Genomic DNA, 23,529 nt, shown 5'->3' with positions numbered 1-23,529 from the left:
CGCGCGCACTATTGCATGTGCATGCCACCATTCACGGCCAGGTTGGCACCGGTGACGTAGGCCGCGTCCTCGCCGCACAGAAAGGCCACCAAGGCAGCCACTTCTTCCGGCCGGCCGAGGCGGCCCACCGGAATCTGCGGAAGAATCCGCTCTTGCATGATCTCGTGGGGAATATCGCGCGTCATTCGCGTGGCGAGATAACCGGGCGAAATCGTGTTGACGGTCACGCCCTTTGCGGCGCACTCAAGTGCCAGCGCCTTGGTGAACCCATGTATGCCAGCCTTGGCCGCCGCGTAGTTCGTCTGCCCGAATGCGCCCCGCGATCCGTTGACTGACGAGATGTTGATGATGCGGCCCCAACCGCGCTCGATCATGCCTTCGTATAGCGGCTTGGTCATGTTGAAGACGGAGTCGAGATCGGTGGCCAGCACGTTCCGCCAGGCATCCAGCGTCATGCGCTTGAAGGTCGTGTCCTGGGTGATACCGGCGTTGTTCACCAGAATGTCGACCGGGCCCACCATGGAGAGCACATCCGATGCGCACCGCTGGCAAGCGTCGTAGTCAGCCACATCCACCGCGAACGTCTGAAACAGACGCCCCTGGGCATGCTGTTCCGCCATCCATGCGGTCACATGCGTATTGCCCAACGAATGCGTTACCACAACCCGATGCCCTTGCGCGTGAAGACGGATGGCAATGGCCTCGCCCAACCCGCCCATACCACCGGTGACGAGCGCAATGCGTTGTGTTGTCATGACGGCCTCATCGCGTCGTCGGACGTGCGCCAGTGCGAGGGCAATCGCGCTTGCACAGCAGCCACCGGTCTGTTTCCGGTTCGATACGCAACCGCACAACGGTATCGACCGGCTGTGCGCCGGCGCGAATGCTCAGGGTCTGCATCACACCCCGATACGCGGCCGTTATCTGATAGTGCCCGCGAGGCAATCGCATATACAACAGGGGGCCCTCCGTGCGCACGCGCAAACGGAGCTTGCCGCGATCATCGGCAACCGAAACATCCACATCCGACAACGCCTCGCCGGTTCTGGCCGACACCACGTTCAGCCGCACATTGAAACGACGTGCCATCGCATGCATGGTGTCGCGCTCGTCGCTCCCCACGCCACCTGACACATAGGCGATCTCGTTCTGTACGCGGACCTCCGGCGCTGCCGCAGCATCCGGCCCGACTGCACCAGCGTGCGCGCTGGCGGCCAAAACCAACGCGGCGAGAATGCCGTGTGGCAAAAAACGACCTGCTTGGCTCATCTCATACCTCACTGATCAGCGGCCGGGTGGCCAACCGTCTGCGCCAGCACCGGAACCTCGTCTTCATTGAGTGACAAGGCTTCTGCCAGCAGACGCTGATTGAGCCAGCCACGCACCACACAGCCGAGCCCGGCCGAAGCACAGTAAAGCGACACGTTTTGCGAGATCGCTCCTGCGGCGACGCCGGAAAAGGTTTCGCGCACCGCTTCGGGCATCTGGTCTGCACGAGCATGGTTCACCACGTACACCAGATCCAGCGGCGCCTTGCCGACAAAATCCTGGTACCCCGTCAGGTTGCGCGCGTCCACGGCGTGCTTGAGCCGCAAGCGGTGCGCCACAGGCTCGTATTCGTAGACGCCTTCCGGCAGAGCGGCGTAGATGTCGATCTCGTTCAGGCCATGCGCTGAAGGCGCGGTGCGCCCGCCTGTTTCCGGCCGGTTGATGCCGTTCGCCGCCCATAGCAATTCGCTCAGTTGCTGCAGCGACAGTGGCGTGGGCGCGAATTCCCGCACGCTTTTCCGCTTGGTCAGCGCGGCAGTCAACGTGTTGCCGCCATCCAGTAGCGGCGGCGCCAGCGGAATGGTTGCCGGTGGCGCCGCGTGGGACGTTGGCTGCGGCAGTAGATGTTGCACAGGGTCATAAGACAGGAGCATCGCCTTGCTCATGGCATCCACCTCACAAAACTGAAAATCCATCGGACATGTGCCGCCTAGGCGGAGATGATCACCTTGAGTGCCTGCGTCTTCGCGGCGTTGCGGAACGTATCGTAGGCAGTGAGGATGTCATCGAGCTTGAACCGATGCGTAATGAGCTGCCCTGGCAGAAGCTTCCCCGCGCGCACCGTTTTCAGAAGCATCGGTGTGCTGACCGTATCCACGAGCCTTGTTGTGATGGCGATGTTCTGGCTCCACAACGTTTCCAGATGCAGGTCTGCCTTGACGCCATGCACCCCAATGTTCGCAATCACCCCGCCCGGCGCAACCAGTTGCTGGCAGAGTTCGAACGTCGCGGGCACGCCCACTGCCTCGATCGCACAATCGACCCCCACGCCATCCGTCAGCCGCTTCACGGCGGCAACGGCGTCTTCACTGGAGACGTTGATGCAGGCCGTTGCGCCCAGCCGGTCGGCTACTTCCAGCCGCGCCATGTTCGTGTCGATCATGATGATCTGCGCCGGCGAGTAGAACTGCGCCGTCAGCAACGAGGCCAGCCCGATGGGGCCTGCACCGACAATTGCCACGCTGTTGCCGGGCTGGACGCGGCCATTCAGTACGCCGCATTCGAATCCAGTCGGAAAGATGTCAGACAGCATCACCAGCGCCTCTTCATCAACGCTAGGCGGCAGTTTGTAAAGGCTGGTCTCGGCGTGCGGAATCCTGACGTACTCGGCCTGCACGCCGTCGATGCGATTGCCCAGGATCCAGCCGCCCGTCTCGCAGTGCGAGTACATGCCGCGCCGGCAGTTCGCACATTTTCCGCAAGACGAGATGCACGAGATCAGCACATGATCACCGGGCTGGAGCGATGTCACGGCAGCGCCCACGGACTCCACCACGCCCACGCCCTCGTGGCCCAGCGTGCGCCCCGGCTCGCAGGTCGGCACGTCGCCCTTGATGATGTGCAGATCGGTACCGCAAATAGTCGTCAACGTGACGCGCACTACCGCGTCGCCGGGCGCCTGCAATTCCGGTTTCGGCTTGTCGGCCAGGGTGATCTTGCCGGGCCCTTCGTAGACGAGTGCTTTCATGGGAATCACCAACGAGGACGATGACTCCATGCTAGGCAACCGCCCTGCGCGGACGTTGATCTACGTCAGGGCGCATGGCAGCAACCGCGCGATATTGACCTTCTATATCCGGAGGCGAAACCCGCGTATGGCCGAACAAGCGCCCACCATTCCATGCACGCAGCCAGCGGAGGCCTTGGTCACCCGCATGCTTGAGGCGGCAGCGTATCCGCACCCCGCTGCGGATCTGCAGATGATCGAAACCCATCTGTCGTGGGTCTTCCTGGCCGGAGAATTTGCGTACAAGGTGCGCAAGCCGATCAAGCTGGACTTCGTCGATTTTTCGACGCTTCGTGCGCGGCAAACCGATTGCGAGGAGGAGTGCCGTCTCAACCGCCGCTTCGCCCCAGCGCTATACCTTGGCGTGGTGCCCATTTCGCACGATCCGGCCACGGGCGCAATCTACGTCGATGGACAAGGCACGCCTTGTGAGTACGCGGTCCGCATGCGCCGGTTTGCCCAGCAGGACGTACTGAGTGCATTGGCCCATGCCGGGCGACTGCGCCCGGAAGAGATCGACGCGCTGGCCGATCTGATCGCAGACTTCCACGCAACCGCGCCTGTCTGCGGCCCCATTTCAGACGACGGAACACCCTCAGGCATTCGGCGCACGCTTGAGGACTGCGCAGCGGGGGTGATTGCCCTCAGCACTGAACCCCCGATTGCGGCGGCCACGGTAGCGCTGCTTCGCAAGCATGCAGACCGCCTCGAAGAGACATTCGCGTCACGCCGGCGCGGCCGCCACATCCGCGAATGCCACGGCGATCTTCACCTGGGCAACATCGTGTTGATCGGTGGCCAGCCGACGCCGTTCGACTGTCTGGAATTCTCGCCCTCGCTCCGGTGGATCGACACCATGTACGACACCGCCTTTCTGTTCATGGATTTGCTCGCCGCGGGCCTGCATGGACTGGCGTATCGGCTGATCAACCGTTATCTCGAACGATGTGGTGACTATGCGGGGTTGGCGGTACTGCCTTTCTACGCATCGATGCGCGCACTCGTGCGTGCTCGTGTGCTGCTGGAGCGCGCTCATCAGTTGGACGGAACCCCCGATCTGGCAGCAAAGCTGCGCGGCGAGGCACGCCGCATGCTCGACCTGTCTCGGGAGCTGCTCTGCCGAAACGACGCCTGCATTCTTGTCATGCATGGCCTTTCCGGCAGCGGAAAATCCACCCGCGCCGCACAGCTTGCCGAAGCAGAAGGGATGATCCGCGTGCGCTCCGACGTCGAGCGCCAACGCGCCCGGTATGTCGCCGCCGTCGATCGCTACCTGCCGCGCGCAGTCGAACGTACCTATCGGCGTCTGGCCGCCGTCTGCAAGCTGGGGGCAAGCGCCGGTTTTCCGATGATTGCCGACGCCACGTTCCTGGCCGAGCGCCAGCGCAGACGTTTCTTCTCTCTGGCCCACCGATTGGGCGTGGCCGTTGCCATCGCGGACTGCGTTGCCGACGTCGACACGCTGCGTATGCGTATCCGCAATCGCATGCGGGGCGGACTCGACGCCTCGGAAGCGGACCAGCACGTGCTGGACGCGCAGATCGCCACACAACAGCCGCTCAGCGTGGAGGAGCGGGCACATGTGATCCCTGGCGAGATCTCCAACGTGGTGCCCTACATCAGAGGCAGAGAGCAGTGATTTCGCTTGGGCAGGCCAGGCAACCAAGTGCCTTGAGACCAAGCACCGTGGCAATGGTATTTCACGCGCGGCCGCCAATTTGCGCCATATCAACGCACACAACTGCAGAGTGCCTACGCTGCATATGGATACCTTATTCGGCGGCCCGGCTCACCTGCCCGCCAAGACCCCACCGGAGATCACAATGCAACAACCTGCTGATATGGCATGCAATCTGGCATGCGCTGTCATGCGCGACATGAGCCGCACCGCCAGCTTCATGCTCGAGGCACAAATTGACCTGTCACGCTTGCGCCTGAAGCTGGCCGAGGCTGCGCTGGAAGACGTGCGTGAGATGGAACATGAATTGAGCGGCACGCATGACTGGACATCGCTGGCCACTGCACAAAGCGTCTTCATGAAGATGCAATCAAGCCACGGTGCTAACGCTCTAAAGACGTGGGCCGAGTTCACGAACAAGCTGCAGGCCGCCTATTTGCGTCGGTTGACGGAGTGGACGCAGCAGATGCAGCCACCCGAAGCTCAAACCTCTTCCTCACAGTTGTTTGCCGCGTCCTCCGATTCGCTGAAAGCCTTCTTTGACAGCTTCAACCTCATGGCCCCGCCAGCCTCCGAGGCGAAGAAGAACGGACTGGCACGATCCACCACGACAAGAGCTGAGAAGACCGCCTGATCAACAGGCCAAGGAGCCCGTCATGCGAGTTCAGGACGTCTATTCACACAATGCAGTTCATATTCCGCTCTCGTGCACGCTTCAGGAGGCGGCACAGCAGATGCGCCAGAAGCATGTCGGTGCGCTGGTCGTGACGGAGAACACCCCTTCCGGACCCCGCGCGATCGGCGTCGTCACGGATCGCGACATCGTGCTTGATGCGGTTGCGGTTGGCGTCAGCCCCTCCCAGACCTGTGTGGCCGATGTGATGAGCCGGGGCATCTCCAACGTACCGCTCGATGCCAGCCTCAGCGACGCGTTGCAGGAAATGCTCTCATGCGGCGTGCGGCGTGTTGGTGTGACGTCCGACGGCGCGCTGGTTGGAGTGCTGTCTCTGGACGACGTGCTGAGCGCAATGGCCACTGAATGGAGCCTGATCGCCCGCCTCGTCCATAACGAGCGTGAACGCGAGACCACCGGCAGCGTCCAGCCGCCGCTGAGCGTCTAAATCGGCTGCCACTCCACTTCAGGAAAACCTCCCCATGAATCCCGAGCCGCTTTCTCTCAGCATGGACATCGTGGCGGACGATGCCGTGCTGGAAGGCACCCTGTACTGCCCCGGCAACGCGGCGGGCCTGGTGATCTTTGCGCATGGCAGCGGAAGCTCGCGGCTCAGTCCACGGAACCAGTACGTTGCGGATCAGCTCCACGCCGCAGGCCTAAGCACGCTGCTATTCGATCTGTTGAGCGCCGAAGAGGCATCGCACGCCTCGTGCCGGTTCGATATCGACCTTCTGGCGCGGCGTCTGCATACAGCCACGCACGCGGTAGGCAACATCGCTCGCGAACGCGGGTTGCGGCTGGGGTACTTCGGCGCCAGCACGGGGGCCGCAGCCGCGATTCTGGCGGCTGCCGAGCCGGACGACGCCGACCCAATCGAAGCGGTCGTCAGCCGCGGTGGTCGCCCTGATCTTGCCGGCCAACGCGCGCTGGGCAAACTCGCCTGCCCAACCCTGCTGATCGTTGGCGCAGCCGATCTGGACGTGCTCGATCTCAACCGGCAAGCCCTGAGCCAGATGCATTGTGAGAAAGCCCTGGAGACGGTGCCCCACGCAACGCACCTTTTTGAAGAGGAAGGCGCGCTTGAGCAGGTCGCCGAGCTGGCGCGGGCATGGTTTGTCCGCCACCTGAGTGCAACCACCCAACCCCACAGACACGCGAGGTAGCCCCATGCGATTCAAAGATCGATTGGATGCGGCGCGTATGCTCGCGCAGGCACTGGAGAAGTACAAGGACATGCACCCTTTGGTGCTGGCCATTCCAAGGGGTGCGGTTCCCATGGGCGCTCTCATCGCAACCGCGCTTGGCGGTCAGCTCGATGTGGTGCTGGTTCGCAAGCTCGGCGCACCGTTCAACCCCGAACTGGCCGTCGGCTCTGTGGAAGAAGGCGGCTGGACCTACATCGCACCCTATGCAGGACGCATTGGTGCAGATACGACATACCTCGAACAGGAAAGCGCAGAACAGATGGACGTCATCCGTCGGCGCCGTGCGCTCTATACCCCGAACCGCGGTCCGTATGACGTAGGAGGACGCGTTGTGATCGTGGTCGACGACGGGCTGGCGACCGGGGCTTCCATGAAGGCGGCACTCCACGCCATACGGCAGCGTCATCCGCAACGCCTCATCTGCGCGGTTCCCGTGGCGGCACCAGATAGCCTGGACGACATTCGACCGCTGGCCGATGAGATCGTCTGCCTCTACGCGCCGCAGGGTTTTCGCGCGGTCGGCTTGTATTACACCGACTTTCCTCAGGTCGAGGATGCCGAGGTGTGTGCCGCGCTGGCCGCGGGTCCGCAATCCGAACGCCGGGCTGGCTGACGCCGCCTCTACAGGCGCGCCACGCCCGGATTCAATCCAGACCGTATCTGCGCACGTACCAGGCTTTCATCACGTAGGCAAACAACCCATAGGTCAGTACGATCGCTGCCAGGCCGGGCCAGTACGCTGCCGGCAGCGGCACAAAGCCGAAGAGCGCCCCGACCGATGTCAACGGCATGGCGACGCCCACGCAGGCAATGGTGATGCTGGTCAGTACCAGTGCAGTACTCGCCCGGCTTTGCACGAACGGCACCTTCCCTGTGCGGATGATATGGATGATGAGCGTTTGCGTGAGCAGCGATTCAACAAACCACCCGGACTGGAAGAGCGCCGGATCCGCCCACGCGTGAAAGACACCCAGCAGCAGCGCGTAGGTCGCAAAATCAAACAACGAACTGACGGGCCCCATGTACAGCATGAACTTCAGAATGCTGCCGATCTCCCACCGTCGTGGTTTGACCAGGTACTCGTCGTCCACGTTGTCGGTCGGGATGGCGGTTTGCGAGAAGTCGTAGAGCAGGTTGTTGAGCAGCACCTGCACCGGTGCCATTGGCAGAAAGGGCAGAAACAGGCTTGCGCCCAGCACGCTGAACATGTTTCCGAAGTTTGAGCTGGCGCCCATCTTGATGTACTTGACGATGTTGCCGAACACCTTGCGCCCTTCCGTCACGCCCTCGCCCAGCACCGCCAGGCTTTTCTCCAGCAGGATGATGTCGGCGGACTCCTTGGCAATATCGACCGCGCTATCCACCGAGATGCCAACATCCGCGGCTTTGAGCGCCGGCCCATCGTTAATGCCGTCACCCATGAAGCCCACGACGTGACCTCTGCGGTGCAGTGCCTCGACAATGGCCGCCTTCTGCGCGGGCGACACCTTGGCGAACACCGAAGCGCGTTCGGCCATGTCGGCCATCTGGTCGGGTGACATGACAGCCAGCTCGGTGCCAAGCACCACCGGTTCCACGGCCAGACCGACCTCGCGACAGATCTTGCGCGCAACAATGGCGTTGTCCCCGGTCAGGATCTTGACTGCCACGCCGCTTGCCTTCAATGCGGCAATGGCAGGCGCGGCCGTATCACGCGGCGGGTCGAGAAAGGCGATATACCCCAGCAACGTCAACCCCGACTCGTCCACCACGGCGTACTGGCTTTGCTCGGGCGGCATCTCCTTGTATGCAACAGCCACGACACGGAAACCGTCCGCATTCAGGTTCTCCGCCAACTGCCGCGTATCTTGGAGGTGGCTTGCCTCCAGCGGGCCTGCCTCATCGCCGCTCACGTAACGCGCGCTGACGGCCAGCACTTCTTCCACCGCGCCCTTGCAGATCAGCACATGCGTGCCGTCGTCCTGCGCCAGCACAACCGACATGCGCCGGCGCTCGAAGTCAAACGGCAGCTCATCGATTTTCTGGAAACGCGCATGCACATCCAGACGCTGCTCCAGCTCCACGTGCTTGAGCACGGCCACGTCCAGCAGGTTCTTCAAGCCCGACTGATAGAAGCTGTTAAGAAATGCGTACTCCAGCACCTGGTCGGATTCTTCGCCGCGCAAGTCGAGGTGATGCTTGAGGATGATGCGGTCTTGCGTAAGCGTGCCGGTCTTGTCGGTGCACAGCACGTCCATCGCGCCGAAATTCTGGATGGCGTTGAGCCGCTTGACGATGACCTTTTTGCGCGACATGGCGATGGCGCCCTTGGCCAGATTGACCGTGACGATCATCGGCAACATCTCGGGCGTCAGGCCAACGGCCACCGCCACCGCAAACAACAGCGCCTCAAACCAGTTGCCCTTGGTCAATCCATTGATGAGAAAGACCGTGGGCGCCATCACCAGGATCAGCGTCAGCATCAGCCATGTGAATCGGGTAATGCCGCGATCAAAGCTGGTCTGCACGCGCTGCCCGGCAATCAGGTTGGCCACATGACCAAAGGCGGTGCGGTGCCCGGTGGTCAAGACAACGGCCGTGGCGTAGCCGCTCACCACTGCGCTGCCCATGAAGCACAGGTTGGGCCGGTCGAAATCCGCCGCAGGATGGCTGTCGGAGGGCTGCGCGTGCTTTTCCTGTGGCATGGCTTCGCCAGTCAGTGCCGACTGGTTGACGAACACATCCTTCGCACTGAGCAACCGCAAGTCGGCCGGGATCATGTCACCGGCGGAAAGCTGAACGATATCGCCTGGCACCAGTTGCTCGATCGGGATTTCCTGGCTCGCTTCGGCGCCATCGGAACCGATGCGCCGTACCGTTGCCGTTGTATGCACCATGCGACGCAGTGCTTCCGCCGCCCGGTTCGAGCGGTGCTCCTGCAGAAAGCCCAGCACAACACTCAGCACCACCATGACGGCAATCAGCACGGCCGCCCGTACATCGCCCAACACCGCCGAGACGCCCGCCAGCGAGATCAGCAGCAGATTCAGCGGATTGACCGATCGGCGCACCAACTCAATCAGCACAGCTTCGTGATGGCCGTTGGCCACGCGGTTGAACCCGTATTCGCGCAGGCGCTGTGCAGCGGCTTCCTGCGTCAGGCCCTGCGTCTGGGTCTGAAGCCGGTCCAGCACGTCCTGTGAGGCAAGCGCCGACCACATTGAGAGATCGTCGGCGGGCGAATGCGGATACGGCACGGACGTGATGTGCATAGGAAATTGCGAGCAAACCGCATGGATGTGCAAACCATTAGAGCGCAGGACGCGCGTCGGGCCTTGACGCAACTCAACGGCCATCGTTGCCTGGGCGGCCGTCGTGCGTGCCCGCCACTGGGGGTTCAACGCCGGCGCCACGCCAGCCGCCGCCCAGCGCAAGGAACAGCGCCACGGTGTCTTGCAGCCGCTGTGCACGCACCTGCAGCGTGCCGAGCACGGCTTGCTGATACTGCAGGTCAGCACTGAGCACCTGCAGATAGCCGGCAACACCAGCACGGTAGTCTGCGTTGATCTCTTCCAGCGCGGCACTTGCCGCCGCCTGCGCGCGCAACTGTGCATCAAGCTGCACTGCATCGTGTTCAAGCGCACGCAGCACATCGGCCACCTGCTCAAATGAAGCGAGCACCACCTGCCGATAGCCGGCATCGGCAGCCTGCAATGCCTGCCGGGATGCGGAACGGCGGAAATACAGGGTACCGCCTTCAAATAGCGGGGCGACAAGGTTTGCCCCCACGCTCCAGGCGCCGGCTTTCGCACCGAACAGATCGGCGCTACGACCGCTCATCCGGGCGTAGTCTGCGCTCAGGGTCAGGCTTGGCAGCATCGCCGCCGTTGCAACACCCACCTCTGCGCTGGCTTGGTGCAGGCGCGCCTGTGCGGCCAGAACGTCGGGCCGCTGGCGCACCAGTTCAGAGGGCACCAGCCTGGGCAGGTCCGCCGGCAGTTGCAGCCCGTTGAGCGCAACGTCTACGGCGTCTGCCTCGGAAGGAAATCGGCCGGCCAACACCGCTTGCAGATGCGCAGCCTGGTCACGCTTCTGCTCCAGCGGCGGCAACGATGCTTCCAACGACGCCAATTGTGCAGCAAGGCTCAACTCGCTGGCATGCGCCATGACGCCGGCTTCGACCTGTGCGTGTGCAATCTCCACCTGCTCGCGCACCACGGCAATCAGGCTGCGCGTGGTGTCGATCTGCGCCTGATAGGCGGCATGCGCGATCACGGCGTTCACCAGATTGCCGGTCAGCACGAGGTAGGCGGCGGCAACCGCGTACCTTTGCCCTTCCGCTTGCGCCGCCAGTGATTCCACCGCACGCCGATTGCCGCCAAAGATATCGACCGCGTAACTGATGGATGCCCCCAGTGTCCACAGCGTAAAAAGGCTTGGCGCGCCGGTCTGTCCGAGCCTGGCGGGCACCGCTGCCTGACGTGACACATCGGCTGATCCAGCCACCTGCGGGTAGAACACTCCCGCGCCAGCTCGCAACAGGTCTTGCGCGGCGCGCAGGTTGGCTTCTGCCTGCTGCAGGCTCGGGTTGGCCGTAACAGCCGCTTCCATGGCCTGATCAAGCGCGGGACTGCCGAGGGCGCGCCACCAGTCTGCAGCAGGCACTGCTGCCGCCGTGAAGCGTTGCGCAACGCCGTCTGCAGAGGCCGCCTGCGCAGGATCGCCGTCACGAAGATAGCGATCGACGCCAGGTGCCAGCGGTGCGTGGAAATCTGGCCCGACCGCGCAGCCCCAGACCACAACCGCTGCGGCTAGCGCCCCCGCCGCCGCTTTCACGACGCCCCCTGCAGATAGACGTCGACCAGTTGGCCGGGATAGACGGCGAGCTTGTCTGGCTGCTTGAAGCGGAAAAGCAACGGCAGCACGCGCACATCCACGCGTTCGGAGCGCTGGTCGGACAACTGCACCTTGGGCGACACGTACGGCTGCACGCGCACAAATTCCAGCGGCACGCTGACATCGGTGCCGCGCACAAACATGCGTGCCTGTACTGCACCGGGCGGAAGGCGGTGTACCAGGATCTCGTCCACATACACACGCACGGCCAGCTTGTTCTGACCGGTGCTCATCGTGACCAGCGGCACGTTGGCCCGTATGTAGGCGTCATAGGTGCCCTGCGGCGATACATAGCTGCCCATTGCCGTGTTCACGGACATGACAACACCATCCACCGGTGCCCGCACGGCGTATTTTTCGAGCAATGCCGCCGCTGCTGCCGCGCCCTTCTGTAAGGCGTCGCGCTGTTTTTGCAGCGTGCGGATGTCGTAGCTCCAGGCGCCGGCGCGCGTCAGGTCGTACTGACGCTGGGCAACTGCAAGATTGCCGTGCGCCACCCGTACCGCATTGGCAGCGTTGTCCATTGCATCGCGACTGACTGCCTTGGGATTGAGCCGGGCGGCCGCTTCAAGCTTGTCCAACTGATCCTGCACGGTGCGCAAGCCGGCATCTGCGGCGTTCACCTGCGCGCGGGTGACTTCCAGCGCTTCCTTGCGCGGTTGGGCGAGCAGCGCGTTCAACTGGGCGTCGACGGCATCCGCTTGCGACTGCTGCTGTGCCGTCAGCGCGCGTTGCACGGAATCCTCGATCTGGATCAGCACATCGCCGCGCTTGACTGCCTGCCCTTCCTGCACGGCGATACGGGCGACGGTGCCCGACACTTCGGCATACAGGTTCAGGTTGGCGCCACTGGGCTGATCGCTTTCGACAATGCCGTTGGCGTAGATGCCCGTCGCGTACGGATTCGCCGCCGGTTGGAAGACAGGCGGCAGCGGCGGCCTCTGCCGTGCGTAGTAAATGGCCGCCCCCAACCCTGCCAGCGCACCGATCACAGAGAGCACAAACAACCATCGGATCTTCATCGCATCTCTCCGTGTTCAATGCGGCTCAGCTTGCCATCCTCCATGTCGAGGATGCGGCTGGCCATGTCGAGGATGCGCGCGTCGTGCGTCACGATCACGATGCAGCGGTGCGCGTTCAGGATTTCCGTCTTCACGAACTGCATGATGGCGCGGCCAGTGTCGCCATCCAGCGATGCGGTGGGTTCATCCAGGATCAGGATGTCGGGCTGCGTGACGATGGCACGTGCAATGGCCACGCGCTGCTGTTCACCGCCGCTGAGCTTGACCGGCGGCAACTGCGCGCGGTTCTTCAGCCCGACCACATCGAGGTAATGCATGGCCTGATCGAGTGCCGTATCCCACGCGACATGCCGCAGGATCAGCGGGATGGCGACGTTCTCAACCGTGGTGAGGCGCGGGAACAAGTGGTAGTCCTGGAACACGAAGCCAATCTTGCCCAGGCGGAAATCGGCCAGTGCGTCGGCACCCAGGCTCCAGATGTCGACCCCATCCACCACCGCGCGGCCGCCATCGGGGCGCAGGATGCCGGAGATCACGCTCAGCAGTGTGGTCTTGCCACTGCCCGAAGGCCCGACAATGAACAGCATCTCGTTGAATTCGGCCTCGAAACTGACCTGCATGAGCGCACGAGTACGCGCCTCGCCCTCGCCAAACCATTTATCGAGTGCCTGCGCGGCAATGGCAACATTGGCCACGATCAACCCCGGAAGATGTCGAAGGGCTCGATGCGCAGGACCTTGCGCACCCCGATGTAGCCCGATATGCCGGCAATCACCACCACCATGGCCAGCGCCAGCATCAGATTGGTGAACGTGATCATGGCCGCATAGTCGGGAATGCGAAGACGCACCAGCGCGATCGACGCGGCACATAGGCCGATGCCCAGCCCGTAGCCAACCAGCGCCACGAACGTGGCCTGGAAGACGATCATCGTGACCAGCTCGCGCCCCTTGGCCCCGATGGCCTTGAGTGCGCCGAAGCGCTCCAGGTTTTCCAGGATGAAGGTGTAGAAGGTCTGCCCCGATATGGACAACCCCACCACAAAGCTGATCACCGTCATCAGCAGGATGTTGGTGCCAAGCCCGGTCTGGAAGGTATAGAAGCGAGAAATGCGGTTGATGAACTCTTCTTTGGTCACGGCGCGATAACCTAGCCGGTCTACCGCACGTTCGATCGCTGCAATGTCGGCCTCGGTCTTGGGCTCAATCAGGATGTATGACATCGTGTAGCGCGTACCGGGCAGATATTGCACAGCGCGGCGATACGTTGTGTACAGGGTGGGCACGCCAAACAATCCGCTTGTTGCCACCTCGCCAATGCCGACGATCACCCCTCGATGGTCGTTGACTTCGAATTCCGTGCCGATATGTGGGTTTTCGAGCTTCCCGAACTCGGCGTCCTGGATGACGATGAAGGCGTTCTCGCCGTACAGATCCTGGATACGGCCACTGAGCATGCGAGGGCGGCCGAACAGGCTGGTGTCGTCGATGCCGACCACGGTCACGGGCTGATAGGCTCCGCTGTTCAGACGCACAAGTGCGCCGCCTGAATACAGCGGTACGGCAAATTTCACGCCGTGAATGCTGCGTACCGCATCAAGAACGTAATCCGGCATGCCGATGGAATTGGCCACGGTGTTGACAGCCGGATCCATGACCCACATGCGAGCGCCGATGTTGTACACGGCAGACGAAGACCGATTGAGCACGCCCGCAAACAGCGACGTCATCTCGATCATCAGAAACACCGCAAACGTAATGCCGACCAGCAAACCGCTCAACTTGGCCTTGTCATTGACCAGCAGCTTGTAGGCGAGTTTGAGAATGGCTTGCACATGGCCCCCAGGCCATGCATGGCAGACAGGGATACGCCCCGGGCGTGATATCGACCGGCCGATGCATGTGCATCAACGATAGCGATTCGGGCGCGGCGGCCTTTGACGTGTCGCAAGACCGCGCTGGGTCCTGCGGGGATTGCGCTACAGCGTATCGTCGTCGGAGAACAAGCGATGACGTATTGCGTAACGCACAAGGGCAGCTTCGCTTGAGAGCTGCAGCTTGTCCATCAACCGCATCTTGTAGGTGCTGATGGTCTTGGCGCTCACACACAGGCTTGTGGCGATTTCGGTCAAGGGCTCGCCGCGCACCAGCCGGCGATAGACCTCCATTTCACGGTCGGACAGGCGCGTGTGGGCGGCCTCATCACTGGGCTCGCCCAGGCTGTGGGCGAGCTTCTCCGCCATGGGCGGACTGACATAGGTGCCGCCGCTCGCCACTTTCTGCAGCGCACTGACCAGTTCCGTCGCGGCGCTTTCCTTCGTCAGATAACCGGCCGCCCCAGCACGGAAGGCGCGCGCTACGTACTGCTCTTCAGCATGCATGGTCAGCACCAGCACGCGCACCCTGGGGTGATCATCGTGCAGCTGGCGGAGCAGCTCCAGCCCGCTGCGCCCCGGCATCGAAAGATCAAGCACGATCACCTGCGGTTGATGGTCGCGCACCAGTTGCACCACCTGCGTACCGTCAGAGGCTTCACATGCGACTTCAAAATCCCCCGCGCGCTCCAGGATATGACGCACGCCATCGCGCATCACGGCATGATCGTCGGCGATCATCACGCGAATCATGTCCGTGCCTCCTCAATGGCTTCGTGAACGGCGGGAAAGCTCACACTCAAGCGAAAGCCGCCCCCAGGCACGTGTGTGATCGTTGCCTGCCCGCCCAGTAACCGGGCCCGTTCGCGGATGCCAAGCAACCCCAGCGGCTTGCGTTCACCCACCGCCGGAGGCGCCCCACTCCAGCCATGCCCATTGTCTTGAATGGACAACTCCAGCACGTCCTCCTGCTGCGAGAACTCGATCTCAACGCGAGTGGCATCGGCGTGGCGCACGACATTGTTGAGCGCCTCCTGCACGATCCGAAAGACCGAGATGGCAGCGCGCTCGTTCATTGCCAGTTCTTGTGCATGCACAGTCACGACCAGGCCAAAGCGTTGGCGAAAATTCTTGGCCATCCACTCGATGGAAGGCACAAGCCCCAGCTCGTCGAGCAACGGCGGCCGAAGATCCGCTGAGATCTGCCGCACGGCAACGATCGTCTCGTCAATCACATGTTGCATCGCCTGGGTCTGGTCGATCAGCGCCTTGTCGCTCCGTGCGGCCTGCAGATCCGCCGCCAGCAGCGAAATGTCCATCTTGAGCGCACTCAGGCGTTGCCCCAGATCGTCGTGCAGTTCACGGGCGATGCGGTGCCGCTCCTCTTCCCGCGTTGCCAGAACGCTGTCCGACAGATGTTGCAACTCTTCCTGAGAGCGCCGCAGCGCCGCTTCCGCGCGGGCACGCTCCGTGGTATCGCGCAGCATCACCGTGAAAAGCTTGCCGCCGTTCACCTCGATCTGCGAAATCGACGCTTCGATCGGGAACTCTCGCCCATCGGTGTGCAGGGCAAACAGCGGGCGCTGCTTACCCATCTGGCGTTCCGACACGCCCGTCACCCCGAAGCGCCTCACGTGCGCTTCGTGCGCGCCGCGAAACCGCTCGGGAATAAAGTCTGACAGTGGCCGACCGATGGCCTGGCGAGCTGAACAACCGAACAGTGTTTCGGCCATGGGATTGAACAGCACGACGCGCTGGCTGTCATCGACTGAAATGATGGCTTCCATGGACGAGCGGATGATGCCGGCCAACCGGGCTTCGCTCTTTTCAAGGTACGACAGATCGCGGGCGACGGCGGCTCGCAACTTCCGTAGCCGCAGCCAATAGAACACCAGTGCGATCACGGCAGAAATACTTGCCGAGGCTAGCAAAACAAAGGGAGCGTCCCCGGCGTTGAGGGCAAATGCCAGCCGGGCAACCGACGCGGCCAGCAGCAAAATGGCCAGCCCACCCACCACAAGTTCGGCTGAGGTGGATTGCAACTGCAGCCGCCGCCTGTGCGTCGCCTTCGAGGATTGAGCGTCTTTCTCCGCCACCGGACACCATCAAAAGGTCGGGATGCAATCAACATAGCCCATTCCTAAGGCTGGAGATACTAGCCGTGTGAAGGAGACGCCCCCCGGAAAACCCTGCCGCCGCTGTCAGGGAACCCTGACAACGGCATGGCACATCCCGACGACCATCTCAGCACTGCCTGATTTCGTGCAAACCCGGCACCTCCGATACTGAGCGTACGGACACCGGACCCTGGTGGAACGCTGTGACCGGATACCCACCATCTCACCGAGGATGTGTGGTTCAAACACTACAGACGCCTTCCGGAGCCGCCCCATGATTCCGCGCACGATAGAGTCCCCTGCACCCGTCGAAACCCGCCATCCTGCTTCACTTCCTCAGCTCAGGCTCGTGCGCGACGCAACACAGGTCCGCCAGACAACGCCACTGATCCCCAGCAGCCAGTGCGCCAATTGCATGATGCACTGGGCCTGCATCGCGAGCGCTGTACCATCCGCGCAACGCGAACAGCTGGACCAGATGGTGCACACCTGGCGCAAGATCGCCAAGGGCGAAGCACTCTTCCGTGCGGGTGACATCTTCCACGCGCTGTATTCCATCCGGTCGGGATCGTTCAAAACCGTGGTATCGCACCCCAACGGCGCAAATCACGTCACCGGATTCCAACTATCGGGCGAAACGCTTGGGCTCGACGGCATTGCCGCCGATCGCCACACCTGTGATGCGATTGCCCTGGAAGACAGCACGGTCTGCTCCATGCCTTTCCATTGCGTTGAGGACCTGTGCCAGGACATCCGCCCACTGCAACATCGCCTTCACCAACTGATGGCCGAAGAGATCGTGCGCGAGTCGGGCCTCATGCTGCTGCTCGCCGGGCTAAGCGCGGAAGCGCGTGTTGCCACCTTCCTGCTGAATCTCTCCACGCGCATGCAGGACCGCGGATACTCCGCTTTGAGCTTCACGCTGCGCATGACCCGCGAAGAAATCGGCAGCTACCTTGGCATGCAGCTTGAGACTGTCAGCCGAGCGCTGTCGAGGTTCCAGCGCGAAGGCTGGATCGTGGTGAGCGGCAAGAACATCGAGCTGACCGACAAGGCCGCCCTGATGGAGCTTTGATCGCTCTGCCTGCCCCTCAAAAAAAACATGCCGCCCCGCTTTTTCTGGCGGGGCGGCGTGTTTTTTTTCCTGCATATTTCCAACCTTACGGCGCGATCTGGAGATGATCGATGACTTCCGTCACGCCAGGTGCGGACCATGCCGCCCCCTTGGCCGCGCGCCGCTCCGCTGCGGAACCGATGTGGCCGCTGAGCGTAACCGTCCCGCCCTGAACAGAGACGCGGATGTGGTCGGCCTCGCGCGCGGCATGCCGCTTGAGCGCCGCACCAATCTGCTCGGCAACATTGGCCGGCGCCACGCGCGCTTTGATCCGCAGCCGGTTGATCAGCCCGGCGACACCGCGCAACGATCCCACCGCATGCGCCGCCTGTTCGCTCTGATATGGCCAGTCCACCTCACCCGAGAGCGTCACCCAGCCATTTTCGACCAGCACCTCAATGCGGTTGGACGGTAGGCTGACCTGCCATTCCAGCGCGGCACGGGCCGCTTGGGCAACGTCGGCGTCCGTGTGTACTCCCGGCAGACGGACTTCGATTTTCTGCACGACTCCACGCACACCAGCAACACGCTCGGCCGCATGCTCTGCAGCGAGCTTCTCCATGTAGCTGTGCACGTGGCCGGTCAGTGTCACCACGCCGTTTTCCACTTCCACACCAATCGCCGCGGCATCCACCGCAGGTTCCCAAACCAGTTCGTCGTTGACGTCCTGCTTGATACCCAGATCGCTTTTCATACCTCGCTCCTGCTAGATAGAGTCGCCTGGCTATGCCCAGTGGCGTTCACGCGCCGTTTGGCAAGACAGACAGCGCATGGCTGTCGGCTGGGCTTGCAGGCGTAGAAACGGAATCGCTTCGCCACAATCGACGCAGATGCCGTAGCTGTGCTGCTGCATACGCTCGCGTGCAGCATTCAGTTGCTCAAGCTCCCTTCGGTAACGCACAAGCATGACGTCGTTCGTTTGGTCCCCCGCCTCTTCATCGGCAAGATCCGCGTTCTCGAACGGCGCTTCACGGGGCATCGGCACAACGGATGCGCCCAGCGCCGATAGTTGGCGCTGCACGCGTGCTTCCTGTTCGTCGAGCAAGCTCCTCAGCCGTTTCCATTGCGCCTCGGTAAAGCGGGTCATGCCGAGTCTCCTTCTGTTGATTCAGCGTCGCACCGTGTGTTCGGCTTCACGCTTCCGTTGGCGAGAGCCAGGCCGGACGCTGCCTCGATTGCTCCCACCGGCCGGCCGCCTTCACCTGATCGATAAAGCCCGCCATCTCCTCCTGCGATAACCCGCTGAGCACGTCGCGCTGGAACAGCGCCAGCACCGGCGCGGGAATGGTGGCGGTGATCCGCATGATTTCTTCGACCGCACGGAATGCCCCGCGCGCCGCCATGACGCAAATCACGGACAGGTGCGTGGACCCGGGCAATTGGTCAGCCAGGAAGTCCCGCATGGGCGAAGCCAGGTGGCCCATCCAGATGGGTGCGATCACGATGACGTGTTCGACTTCATCAAGGGACGGACCTTCATAGCGATACTTGGCGCGCGCATGGAATACCGTTTCGATGACACAGCGCGCATCTCCCAAGAAGCCGGCACGCGGATGCTCGTCCGTCACCTCGGCAAGCTGCCATCCGCTTTGCGCAGCCATCTGTTCGGCTACCTGACGTGCCGTGCCGGTGCGCGAGTAGTACACGATCAGCTTCTTTTCCATCTCGTACTCCAGGGGTTTCGAAAGCAGTGGAACGGGCAATTGCCTCTAGGAAACAACCCACATCTGATCGACAACGGCACGCACGCCCGGCGCGTCCCATGCGGCTTCGCGAGCCGCACGGCACTCGTTGAGGTTGCGCAGCGGCCCATACAAGGTCACCGTCCCGTCCGCCACGGAAACACTGAGGCGCGAGGCGTCGACCACCGCCAGGCGTTGCAGCGCCCTCGCAATGCGATCACTCAGATCCGCCGGGCCGGAGGCGGGGCGCAATGTCAGCGCATTGGCCACGGACTTCACGCCGTGGACTCTGCGCACCGTGTCTAGCGCCGCACGGCGCTGGAAGTCCTGGTCGACTTCACCGCGCAGCGTCACGGCCCCGTCTTCGACGGTGATCTGTACTGCACCGGACGGCACCGATGCATTCCAATGCAATGCACTGCTGATTGCCTGCGCAATCTCGTCATCCGGGCGTTCCATATCCGGCGGCATCCGTACATCCACGTGGATGACAAGGGCGGTCACACCGGCAACCCGCCGGATCGCCTCTTCCGCGGCATGCTTGTCAGCGAACGTGTCGACGCCGCCGGAGAGCGTGACGACGCCGTCCTTGGCCTGCACTGCAAAGCGACTGGCATCCACCGCCGGGTCCCATTGCAGTTCTTCTTCGACATCGTGCTTAAGCTGGATATCGTTTTTCATGGCGACCTTCTCTGGTTCAATTGAGGTCGAAGCTCAGTGCGACATCAGCACCGGCACGGTCATCGTCTTCAGCAGGGTGCGTGTCACCCCGCCCAGCACGAGTTCGCGCAAGCGGCTGTGCCCGTAGGCTCCCATCACGATCAGATCGGCATTGAAATCGGCCGCTCGCGAGAGCAGCAACTCACCTACGGCGGTGTCGGAATCTGCACAGTCGGTCTCTTCCACCGTTGTGTGAATGCCGCGCGCGTTCAATGCACGCGCCACCTGACCCACCGTGGTTTCTTCGGCCCAGTGCTTCGGCTGCGTGCTCGTGATCTGCAGCACGTGCACATTTGCGCCCGTCATCATTGGCATGGCGTCGTGCAGCGCACGGGCCGATTCGCGACCGCCGCTCCAGGCCACCAGAACGCGCTGCGGCAATGCCGTGAAGTTGCCCGCGTACGGCACAACCAGCACCGGGCGGCCCGACTCCAGGATCAGGGTTTCCACAAAGTCGCCGGCGATAAATTCATCCGGGTCATCGTGGTTCCGTTGTCCGACGACGAGAAGATCGGTCTCCCGCGCTTCGCGCAGCACGAGTGCCACGGGATCGCCTTCCACGGCACGCCACTCCGTTTCCACCCCAAGGCGCTCCGTCGCCTGGCGAAAGCGCGCTTGTACGGTATCGCGGATGCCGTCGCGCCGGATGCGGTCTTCCTCCAGATAGCGCGCAGCGTTCTCCATCATGTAGAACCAGCTGAGGCTTGGCGCAAAGCTCGCATAGATGCCGACGAGTTTGGCGCCGTGCGCCTGCGCGTACTGGGCCGCAAGGTTGAGGCGGTGCATGGCGCGTTCGCTGCGATCCAGATGCACCATCACACTGGCATAGCTCATGGTCAGATCCCGATGTTGTGTCAGAGGACGAGCTACCCGGCTAGGCAATGACGGCATTGCTTAGCGGTTCGGTCGCCGCGTGCGGTGTTTCCGTGGGCAACGCGCGGACGAGCAGCACCGGCAGCGTGCTCCGGCGTACAACGCTCTCGGCCACGCTGCCCAGGAGCAAACGCTGGAAGCCGCGACGCCCGTGCGTGCCCAGCACCAGGGCTTGCGCACCGACGTTGTGGGCCGCCTGTTCAAGGGCAGTGCCGATATCGAAGGTTCCGATGGGGTCGTCCACCACCACGCTGTGGACGTGCACACCTGCCTTTTCGGCCTTGGCCCGCGCGTCGGCAACGATTTGATTGCCTTGTTTGACCAATGCCTCGGTAAAGGCGCCGACATCGATATAGCCAACGTCGTACATCAGATACGAGTTGTCGATCACGTGGGCGATGACCAGCTCAGAGCCGAGCTTTTGCGCAAGCTGGATTGCCTCGTCCAGCGCGCGATCTCCCGTAGGGCTGCCATCCACCGCCACCAGAATCCTGTCGTACATGATCTGCCTCCGTCGAATCCGTCGTCCGCCCCAAACGGGGTTGCTGGATTCCATGTTGGACCACCAAGCGGATCACCCCTTGATTTACATCAGCGTTTGGCTCACCGGATGCGCCGGCCATGCCACTTGATCTGCCTCAAGCGCTTGCGTCCAACGCTCGATAGACTCGTTCGCTATCGACTGCCTCCTGCTGCAGTCACGGAAAGCTCACGGCACCTTGTGCGGGATCAACCTCCGACACCTTCCCGTTCTTATAGTGAAAACGTACGCGCATCGGAGTTCAGCATGAGGGTCGACGAGATTTGTTCCCACCGCATCGTCCACGTTCAGGCAACGGCAACGCTGCAACAAGCTGCCCGGTTGATGCGGGACGAAAGCGCCCGGGCGTTGCTTGTCACGGAACACACCGCTGGCGGTTCGCGGGTGGTGGGCATCGTGACAGACCGCGACATGGTGGTGCACGGCATTGCCAGCCGCAGCGATTGCACCCAGACCGCCGTCTCGGAAGTCATGACGCGCGGTCTTCTGACCATCCACAATGACGCCGTGATCAGTGAAGCCTTGCGCTCGATGCTGAGCCACGGCCTGCACCGTCTGGCCGTGGTCGATCGCCAGCAACGGCTGGTGGGCATGCTCAGCCTGGACGACACCATCCGCGCGATGGGCGGCGAATGGACCTTGCTGGCCGGCATTCTCGGTCGCGAGAACGCGACCGGCTCCCGCCAGCATGCGCCGTCCGATTTGATTCTCTGAGTCTTCCCCTCTGGTGACGGGTCTGATCCGCATGTGCATTAGCTAAAATTGACTAGGCGACAAACCAGAACACCGCCCAGCAGGACAAAAGCATGGTCAGCAGACCTGCGGTGACCCTGCTGGCAAAGGCACGCCCCCCGCTGATGGCCACGACAACCTTCGAGAACGTGTTGGCCGTCAGCGCGAGCATCACCAGCGTGCCTGCCGTAGATATCTGCAGCGTATGACCAGCAACCTGCGTTGCAATGGATGCAGTCGCGGCATGCACATCGGCAAATGAGCCAAACACGGTGACAGCCACCACCGCTGCTGTCCCGAACCATGTGCGAGCGGCGGCGGCGGCAAGCAGCAAGGCCGCCGTCCACAACGCAAAACCGATCGCGACCCTCCAATTGATGGATGACGCTGAACTCTCCGGCGCCTCCTGAAGCGGCTCGCTGCCGCGCCATATCCATAGAGCAGACCATGCCACGGTCGCTATCATGCCCACCGCCAGCGGCGCCGCCAGCACGCGCAGCAAGTCGATGCTGATGGCGGCAATCAGCAGCAGCATCTGCACCATCGTGGCGACGTTGGACAGCAGCGCTGCGGCAACCGCACCGTCAATGGGTCGATGGTCCTTCCGGACCCGCGACGCCATCGCCGTGATCGTTGCCACACTCGATGCAAACCCACTGAACAGGCCGGCCAGCGGCAAACCGATGCGCTCTCCAAACCATCGCGCCGCAAAATGGCCTGTGTTACCGGTCAGCATGACAAGCAGCACAACCAGCCACAGCGTATGCGGGTTCCAGGCGTTCAGCGGCCCTATGTTCCGGTCGGGAACCGCGGGCCAGATCAGCAATGCCGCGACGGCGAGGATCAGCAGATCGGCGAGTTCACGCTGGGTGATGACCGTACGGGCAAACCGATGCAAACCCGCTTTGGCATAGAGCAGGACCAGAAGTACCGTACCTAGGCCAGCCGTCATTTCGGGCTCGCTCACGGCATAGGCGCCTAACAGCGTGGTCGCCACCAGTGCGAGTTCCGTCGTCACGCCAGGATCAACATTGGCCGAATGGTGATAACCCACCGCCGCCAACACCGCGACCGTCAGCAACACAATCGGCAAGGCAAACGGCACCGGCAGGCTTGCCGCAATGGCGCCTGCCAGCGACCCAATCGCAAAGGTTCGCATGCCTGCCGGCAGCTCTGCGCTGCCGGTGTGACTACGCTCGCGCTCAAGGCCGATCGCCAGGCCCACGCCCAAGGCAACCGAGAAGGACAGTAGTGAAGTCATTCAGTGGAGCCGGATGGCCGTTGCATTGCACCCATTCAGTATTGCGCGTGGCAACGCTTTCCGATTGATCTGGCGCAGTCGATGGTCGACTGCCGGGGCGGAGTT

25 protein-coding genes are annotated in these 23,529 nt (G+C 62.6%); 7 read left to right on the top strand and 18 right to left on the bottom strand.

Annotated features, from left to right (window positions below):
- Positions 1-8: 8 nt before the first annotated feature.
- Genes phbB through DOD19_RS20900 form a run of 4 tightly spaced genes read right to left on the bottom strand, consistent with a single transcriptional unit; the run spans position 9 to position 3,016 of the window.
- Positions 9-755: an acetoacetyl-CoA reductase gene (gene phbB, locus DOD19_RS20915; protein WP_112187810.1), complete on the bottom strand. Its 747-nt coding sequence runs from the start codon at positions 753-755 to the stop codon at positions 9-11.
- Positions 756-762: 7 nt separating this feature from the next.
- On the bottom strand, positions 763-1,269 hold the full coding sequence (locus DOD19_RS20910) for a hypothetical protein (RefSeq protein WP_024978925.1): 507 nt from the start codon (positions 1,267-1,269) through the stop codon (positions 763-765).
- Between the two features lie 8 nt (positions 1,270-1,277).
- Positions 1,278-1,934: a nitroreductase family protein gene (locus DOD19_RS20905; RefSeq protein WP_112187968.1), complete on the bottom strand. Its 657-nt coding sequence runs from the start codon at positions 1,932-1,934 to the stop codon at positions 1,278-1,280.
- Between the two features lie 44 nt (positions 1,935-1,978).
- A complete protein-coding gene (locus tag DOD19_RS20900) occupies positions 1,979-3,016 on the bottom strand; it encodes a zinc-dependent alcohol dehydrogenase family protein (RefSeq protein ID WP_112187807.1) in 1,038 nt (345 codons plus the stop codon).
- A 127-nt stretch (positions 3,017-3,143) separates the two neighbouring features.
- On the opposite strand from DOD19_RS20900, the gene DOD19_RS20895 reads away from it, so the two are divergent.
- The 5 genes from DOD19_RS20895 to DOD19_RS20875 all read left to right on the top strand — a co-directional run bounded on the left by DOD19_RS20895 (position 3,144) and on the right by DOD19_RS20875 (position 7,227).
- Positions 3,144-4,694 (top strand): bifunctional aminoglycoside phosphotransferase/ATP-binding protein, encoded by a 1,551-nt coding sequence (locus DOD19_RS20895; protein WP_112187805.1) that lies wholly within the window; start codon positions 3,144-3,146, stop codon positions 4,692-4,694.
- A gap of 109 nt (positions 4,695-4,803) precedes the next feature.
- Positions 4,804-5,367, top strand: coding sequence for a hypothetical protein (locus DOD19_RS20890; RefSeq protein ID WP_239498064.1), 564 nt, complete (start codon positions 4,804-4,806; stop codon positions 5,365-5,367).
- Between the two features lie 22 nt (positions 5,368-5,389).
- Complete coding sequence (locus tag DOD19_RS20885) at positions 5,390-5,854, top strand: CBS domain-containing protein (RefSeq protein ID WP_112187801.1); 465 nt, start codon at positions 5,390-5,392, stop codon at positions 5,852-5,854.
- Between the two features lie 34 nt (positions 5,855-5,888).
- Positions 5,889-6,572 (top strand): alpha/beta family hydrolase, encoded by a 684-nt coding sequence (locus DOD19_RS20880; RefSeq protein ID WP_112187799.1) that lies wholly within the window; start codon positions 5,889-5,891, stop codon positions 6,570-6,572.
- 4 nt (positions 6,573-6,576) lie between these two features.
- Entirely contained in the window at positions 6,577-7,227 is a 651-nt protein-coding gene (locus tag DOD19_RS20875) for a phosphoribosyltransferase family protein (RefSeq protein ID WP_024978932.1), read from the top strand.
- Between the two features lie 31 nt (positions 7,228-7,258).
- On the opposite strand, the gene mgtA is transcribed toward DOD19_RS20875, so the two are convergent.
- The 7 genes from mgtA to DOD19_RS20840 all read right to left on the bottom strand — a co-directional run bounded on the left by mgtA (position 7,259) and on the right by DOD19_RS20840 (position 16,480).
- Positions 7,259-9,865, bottom strand: a complete 2,607-nt coding sequence (gene mgtA, locus DOD19_RS20870; protein ID WP_112187967.1) for a magnesium-translocating P-type ATPase — start codon at positions 9,863-9,865, stop codon at positions 7,259-7,261.
- A 73-nt stretch (positions 9,866-9,938) separates the two neighbouring features.
- Positions 9,939-11,429, bottom strand: a complete 1,491-nt coding sequence (locus tag DOD19_RS20865) for an efflux transporter outer membrane subunit (RefSeq protein WP_112187797.1) — start codon at positions 11,427-11,429, stop codon at positions 9,939-9,941.
- Positions 11,426-12,511, bottom strand: coding sequence for a biotin/lipoyl-binding protein (locus DOD19_RS20860; RefSeq protein ID WP_112187794.1), 1,086 nt, complete (start codon positions 12,509-12,511; stop codon positions 11,426-11,428). Before DOD19_RS20860 ends, DOD19_RS20865 begins: the two co-directional genes overlap by 4 nt.
- The gene (locus DOD19_RS20855) at positions 12,508-13,212 is read right to left on the bottom strand and encodes an ABC transporter ATP-binding protein (protein WP_204360090.1); all 705 of its coding nucleotides are present in this window, start codon (positions 13,210-13,212) and stop codon (positions 12,508-12,510) included. The genes DOD19_RS20860 and DOD19_RS20855 overlap by 4 nt, the downstream gene beginning before the upstream one ends.
- Positions 13,209-14,345, bottom strand: a complete 1,137-nt coding sequence (locus DOD19_RS20850) for an ABC transporter permease (RefSeq protein WP_112187792.1) — start codon at positions 14,343-14,345, stop codon at positions 13,209-13,211. Before DOD19_RS20850 ends, DOD19_RS20855 begins: the two co-directional genes overlap by 4 nt.
- Positions 14,346-14,489: 144 nt before the next feature.
- Positions 14,490-15,137, bottom strand: a complete 648-nt coding sequence (locus DOD19_RS20845; protein WP_024978938.1) for a response regulator transcription factor — start codon at positions 15,135-15,137, stop codon at positions 14,490-14,492.
- Positions 15,134-16,480: a PAS domain-containing sensor histidine kinase gene (locus DOD19_RS20840; RefSeq protein ID WP_024978939.1), complete on the bottom strand. Its 1,347-nt coding sequence runs from the start codon at positions 16,478-16,480 to the stop codon at positions 15,134-15,136. Before DOD19_RS20840 ends, DOD19_RS20845 begins: the two co-directional genes overlap by 4 nt.
- Positions 16,481-16,775: 295 nt before the next feature.
- Here DOD19_RS20840 and DOD19_RS20835 point away from each other — a divergent pair, with 295 nt between their 5' ends.
- Positions 16,776-17,576 carry a helix-turn-helix domain-containing protein gene (locus DOD19_RS20835; protein ID WP_024978940.1) on the top strand — a complete coding sequence of 267 codons (801 nt, stop codon included), beginning with the start codon at positions 16,776-16,778 and terminating at the stop codon, positions 17,574-17,576.
- 85 nt (positions 17,577-17,661) lie between these two features.
- On the opposite strand, the gene DOD19_RS20830 is transcribed toward DOD19_RS20835, so the two are convergent.
- Genes DOD19_RS20830 through DOD19_RS20805 form a run of 6 tightly spaced genes read right to left on the bottom strand, consistent with a single transcriptional unit; the run spans position 17,662 to position 21,392 of the window.
- The gene (locus tag DOD19_RS20830; protein WP_112187790.1) at positions 17,662-18,309 is read right to left on the bottom strand and encodes a BON domain-containing protein; all 648 of its coding nucleotides are present in this window, start codon (positions 18,307-18,309) and stop codon (positions 17,662-17,664) included.
- A gap of 30 nt (positions 18,310-18,339) precedes the next feature.
- Positions 18,340-18,702, bottom strand: a complete 363-nt coding sequence (locus DOD19_RS20825) for a TraR/DksA family transcriptional regulator (RefSeq protein ID WP_112187788.1) — start codon at positions 18,700-18,702, stop codon at positions 18,340-18,342.
- A gap of 46 nt (positions 18,703-18,748) precedes the next feature.
- A complete protein-coding gene (locus DOD19_RS20820; protein ID WP_024978943.1) occupies positions 18,749-19,279 on the bottom strand; it encodes a flavodoxin family protein in 531 nt (176 codons plus the stop codon).
- A 45-nt stretch (positions 19,280-19,324) separates the two neighbouring features.
- Entirely contained in the window at positions 19,325-19,978 is a 654-nt protein-coding gene (locus tag DOD19_RS20815) for a BON domain-containing protein (protein ID WP_024978944.1), read from the bottom strand.
- A gap of 33 nt (positions 19,979-20,011) precedes the next feature.
- Complete coding sequence (locus DOD19_RS20810) at positions 20,012-20,851, bottom strand: universal stress protein (RefSeq protein ID WP_024978945.1); 840 nt, start codon at positions 20,849-20,851, stop codon at positions 20,012-20,014.
- Between the two features lie 40 nt (positions 20,852-20,891).
- On the bottom strand, positions 20,892-21,392 hold the full coding sequence (locus DOD19_RS20805) for a universal stress protein (protein WP_024978946.1): 501 nt from the start codon (positions 21,390-21,392) through the stop codon (positions 20,892-20,894).
- 285 nt (positions 21,393-21,677) lie between these two features.
- Between DOD19_RS20805 and DOD19_RS20800 the strand changes: the two genes are divergently transcribed.
- Positions 21,678-22,145 (top strand): CBS domain-containing protein, encoded by a 468-nt coding sequence (locus DOD19_RS20800; protein WP_024978947.1) that lies wholly within the window; start codon positions 21,678-21,680, stop codon positions 22,143-22,145.
- A gap of 52 nt (positions 22,146-22,197) precedes the next feature.
- Here DOD19_RS20800 and DOD19_RS20795 read toward each other — a convergent pair whose 3' ends face one another.
- Positions 22,198-23,424 (bottom strand): MgtC/SapB family protein, encoded by a 1,227-nt coding sequence (locus tag DOD19_RS20795; protein ID WP_024978948.1) that lies wholly within the window; start codon positions 23,422-23,424, stop codon positions 22,198-22,200.
- Positions 23,425-23,529: the final 105 nt, after the last annotated feature.

It is taken from the genome of Ralstonia sp. GX3-BWBA, from assembly GCF_003290055.1.
In the GTDB taxonomy this organism is placed as follows: domain Bacteria; phylum Pseudomonadota; class Gammaproteobacteria; order Burkholderiales; family Burkholderiaceae; genus Ralstonia; species Ralstonia holmesii.
The sequence above is the reverse complement of the archived record's forward strand: the minus strand, read 5'-3'. Positions and strand labels throughout refer to the sequence as shown.

Excerpts from the sequence above, each read along its gene's own strand:
- DOD19_RS20905 (WP_112187968.1), bottom strand. The coding sequence starts at position 1,934 with ATGAGCAAGGCGATGCTCCTGTCTTATGACCCTGTGCAACATCTACTG.
- DOD19_RS20805 (WP_024978946.1), bottom strand. The coding sequence starts at position 21,392 with ATGTACGACAGGATTCTGGTGGCGGTGGATGGCAGCCCTACGGGAGAT.
- DOD19_RS20830 (WP_112187790.1), bottom strand. The coding sequence starts at position 18,309 with ATGAAAAGCGATCTGGGTATCAAGCAGGACGTCAACGACGAACTGGTT.
- DOD19_RS20815 (WP_024978944.1), bottom strand. The coding sequence starts at position 19,978 with ATGAAAAACGATATCCAGCTTAAGCACGATGTCGAAGAAGAACTGCAA.
- DOD19_RS20835 (WP_024978940.1), top strand. The coding sequence starts at position 16,776 with ATGATTCCGCGCACGATAGAGTCCCCTGCACCCGTCGAAACCCGCCAT.
- DOD19_RS20845 (WP_024978938.1), bottom strand. The coding sequence starts at position 15,137 with ATGATTCGCGTGATGATCGCCGACGATCATGCCGTGATGCGCGATGGC.
- DOD19_RS20885 (WP_112187801.1), top strand. The coding sequence starts at position 5,390 with ATGCGAGTTCAGGACGTCTATTCACACAATGCAGTTCATATTCCGCTC.
- DOD19_RS20910 (WP_024978925.1), bottom strand. The coding sequence starts at position 1,269 with ATGAGCCAAGCAGGTCGTTTTTTGCCACACGGCATTCTCGCCGCGTTG.
- DOD19_RS20895 (WP_112187805.1), top strand. The coding sequence starts at position 3,144 with ATGGCCGAACAAGCGCCCACCATTCCATGCACGCAGCCAGCGGAGGCC.
- DOD19_RS20820 (WP_024978943.1), bottom strand. The coding sequence starts at position 19,279 with ATGGAAAAGAAGCTGATCGTGTACTACTCGCGCACCGGCACGGCACGT.
- DOD19_RS20825 (WP_112187788.1), bottom strand. The coding sequence starts at position 18,702 with ATGACCCGCTTTACCGAGGCGCAATGGAAACGGCTGAGGAGCTTGCTC.
- DOD19_RS20795 (WP_024978948.1), bottom strand. The coding sequence starts at position 23,424 with ATGACTTCACTACTGTCCTTCTCGGTTGCCTTGGGCGTGGGCCTGGCG.
- mgtA (WP_112187967.1), bottom strand. The coding sequence starts at position 9,865 with ATGCACATCACGTCCGTGCCGTATCCGCATTCGCCCGCCGACGATCTC.
- DOD19_RS20875 (WP_024978932.1), top strand. The coding sequence starts at position 6,577 with ATGCGATTCAAAGATCGATTGGATGCGGCGCGTATGCTCGCGCAGGCA.
- DOD19_RS20860 (WP_112187794.1), bottom strand. The coding sequence starts at position 12,511 with ATGAAGATCCGATGGTTGTTTGTGCTCTCTGTGATCGGTGCGCTGGCA.
- DOD19_RS20880 (WP_112187799.1), top strand. The coding sequence starts at position 5,889 with ATGAATCCCGAGCCGCTTTCTCTCAGCATGGACATCGTGGCGGACGAT.
- DOD19_RS20900 (WP_112187807.1), bottom strand. The coding sequence starts at position 3,016 with ATGAAAGCACTCGTCTACGAAGGGCCCGGCAAGATCACCCTGGCCGAC.
- phbB (WP_112187810.1), bottom strand. The coding sequence starts at position 755 with ATGACAACACAACGCATTGCGCTCGTCACCGGTGGTATGGGCGGGTTG.
- DOD19_RS20810 (WP_024978945.1), bottom strand. The coding sequence starts at position 20,851 with ATGAGCTATGCCAGTGTGATGGTGCATCTGGATCGCAGCGAACGCGCC.
- DOD19_RS20800 (WP_024978947.1), top strand. The coding sequence starts at position 21,678 with ATGAGGGTCGACGAGATTTGTTCCCACCGCATCGTCCACGTTCAGGCA.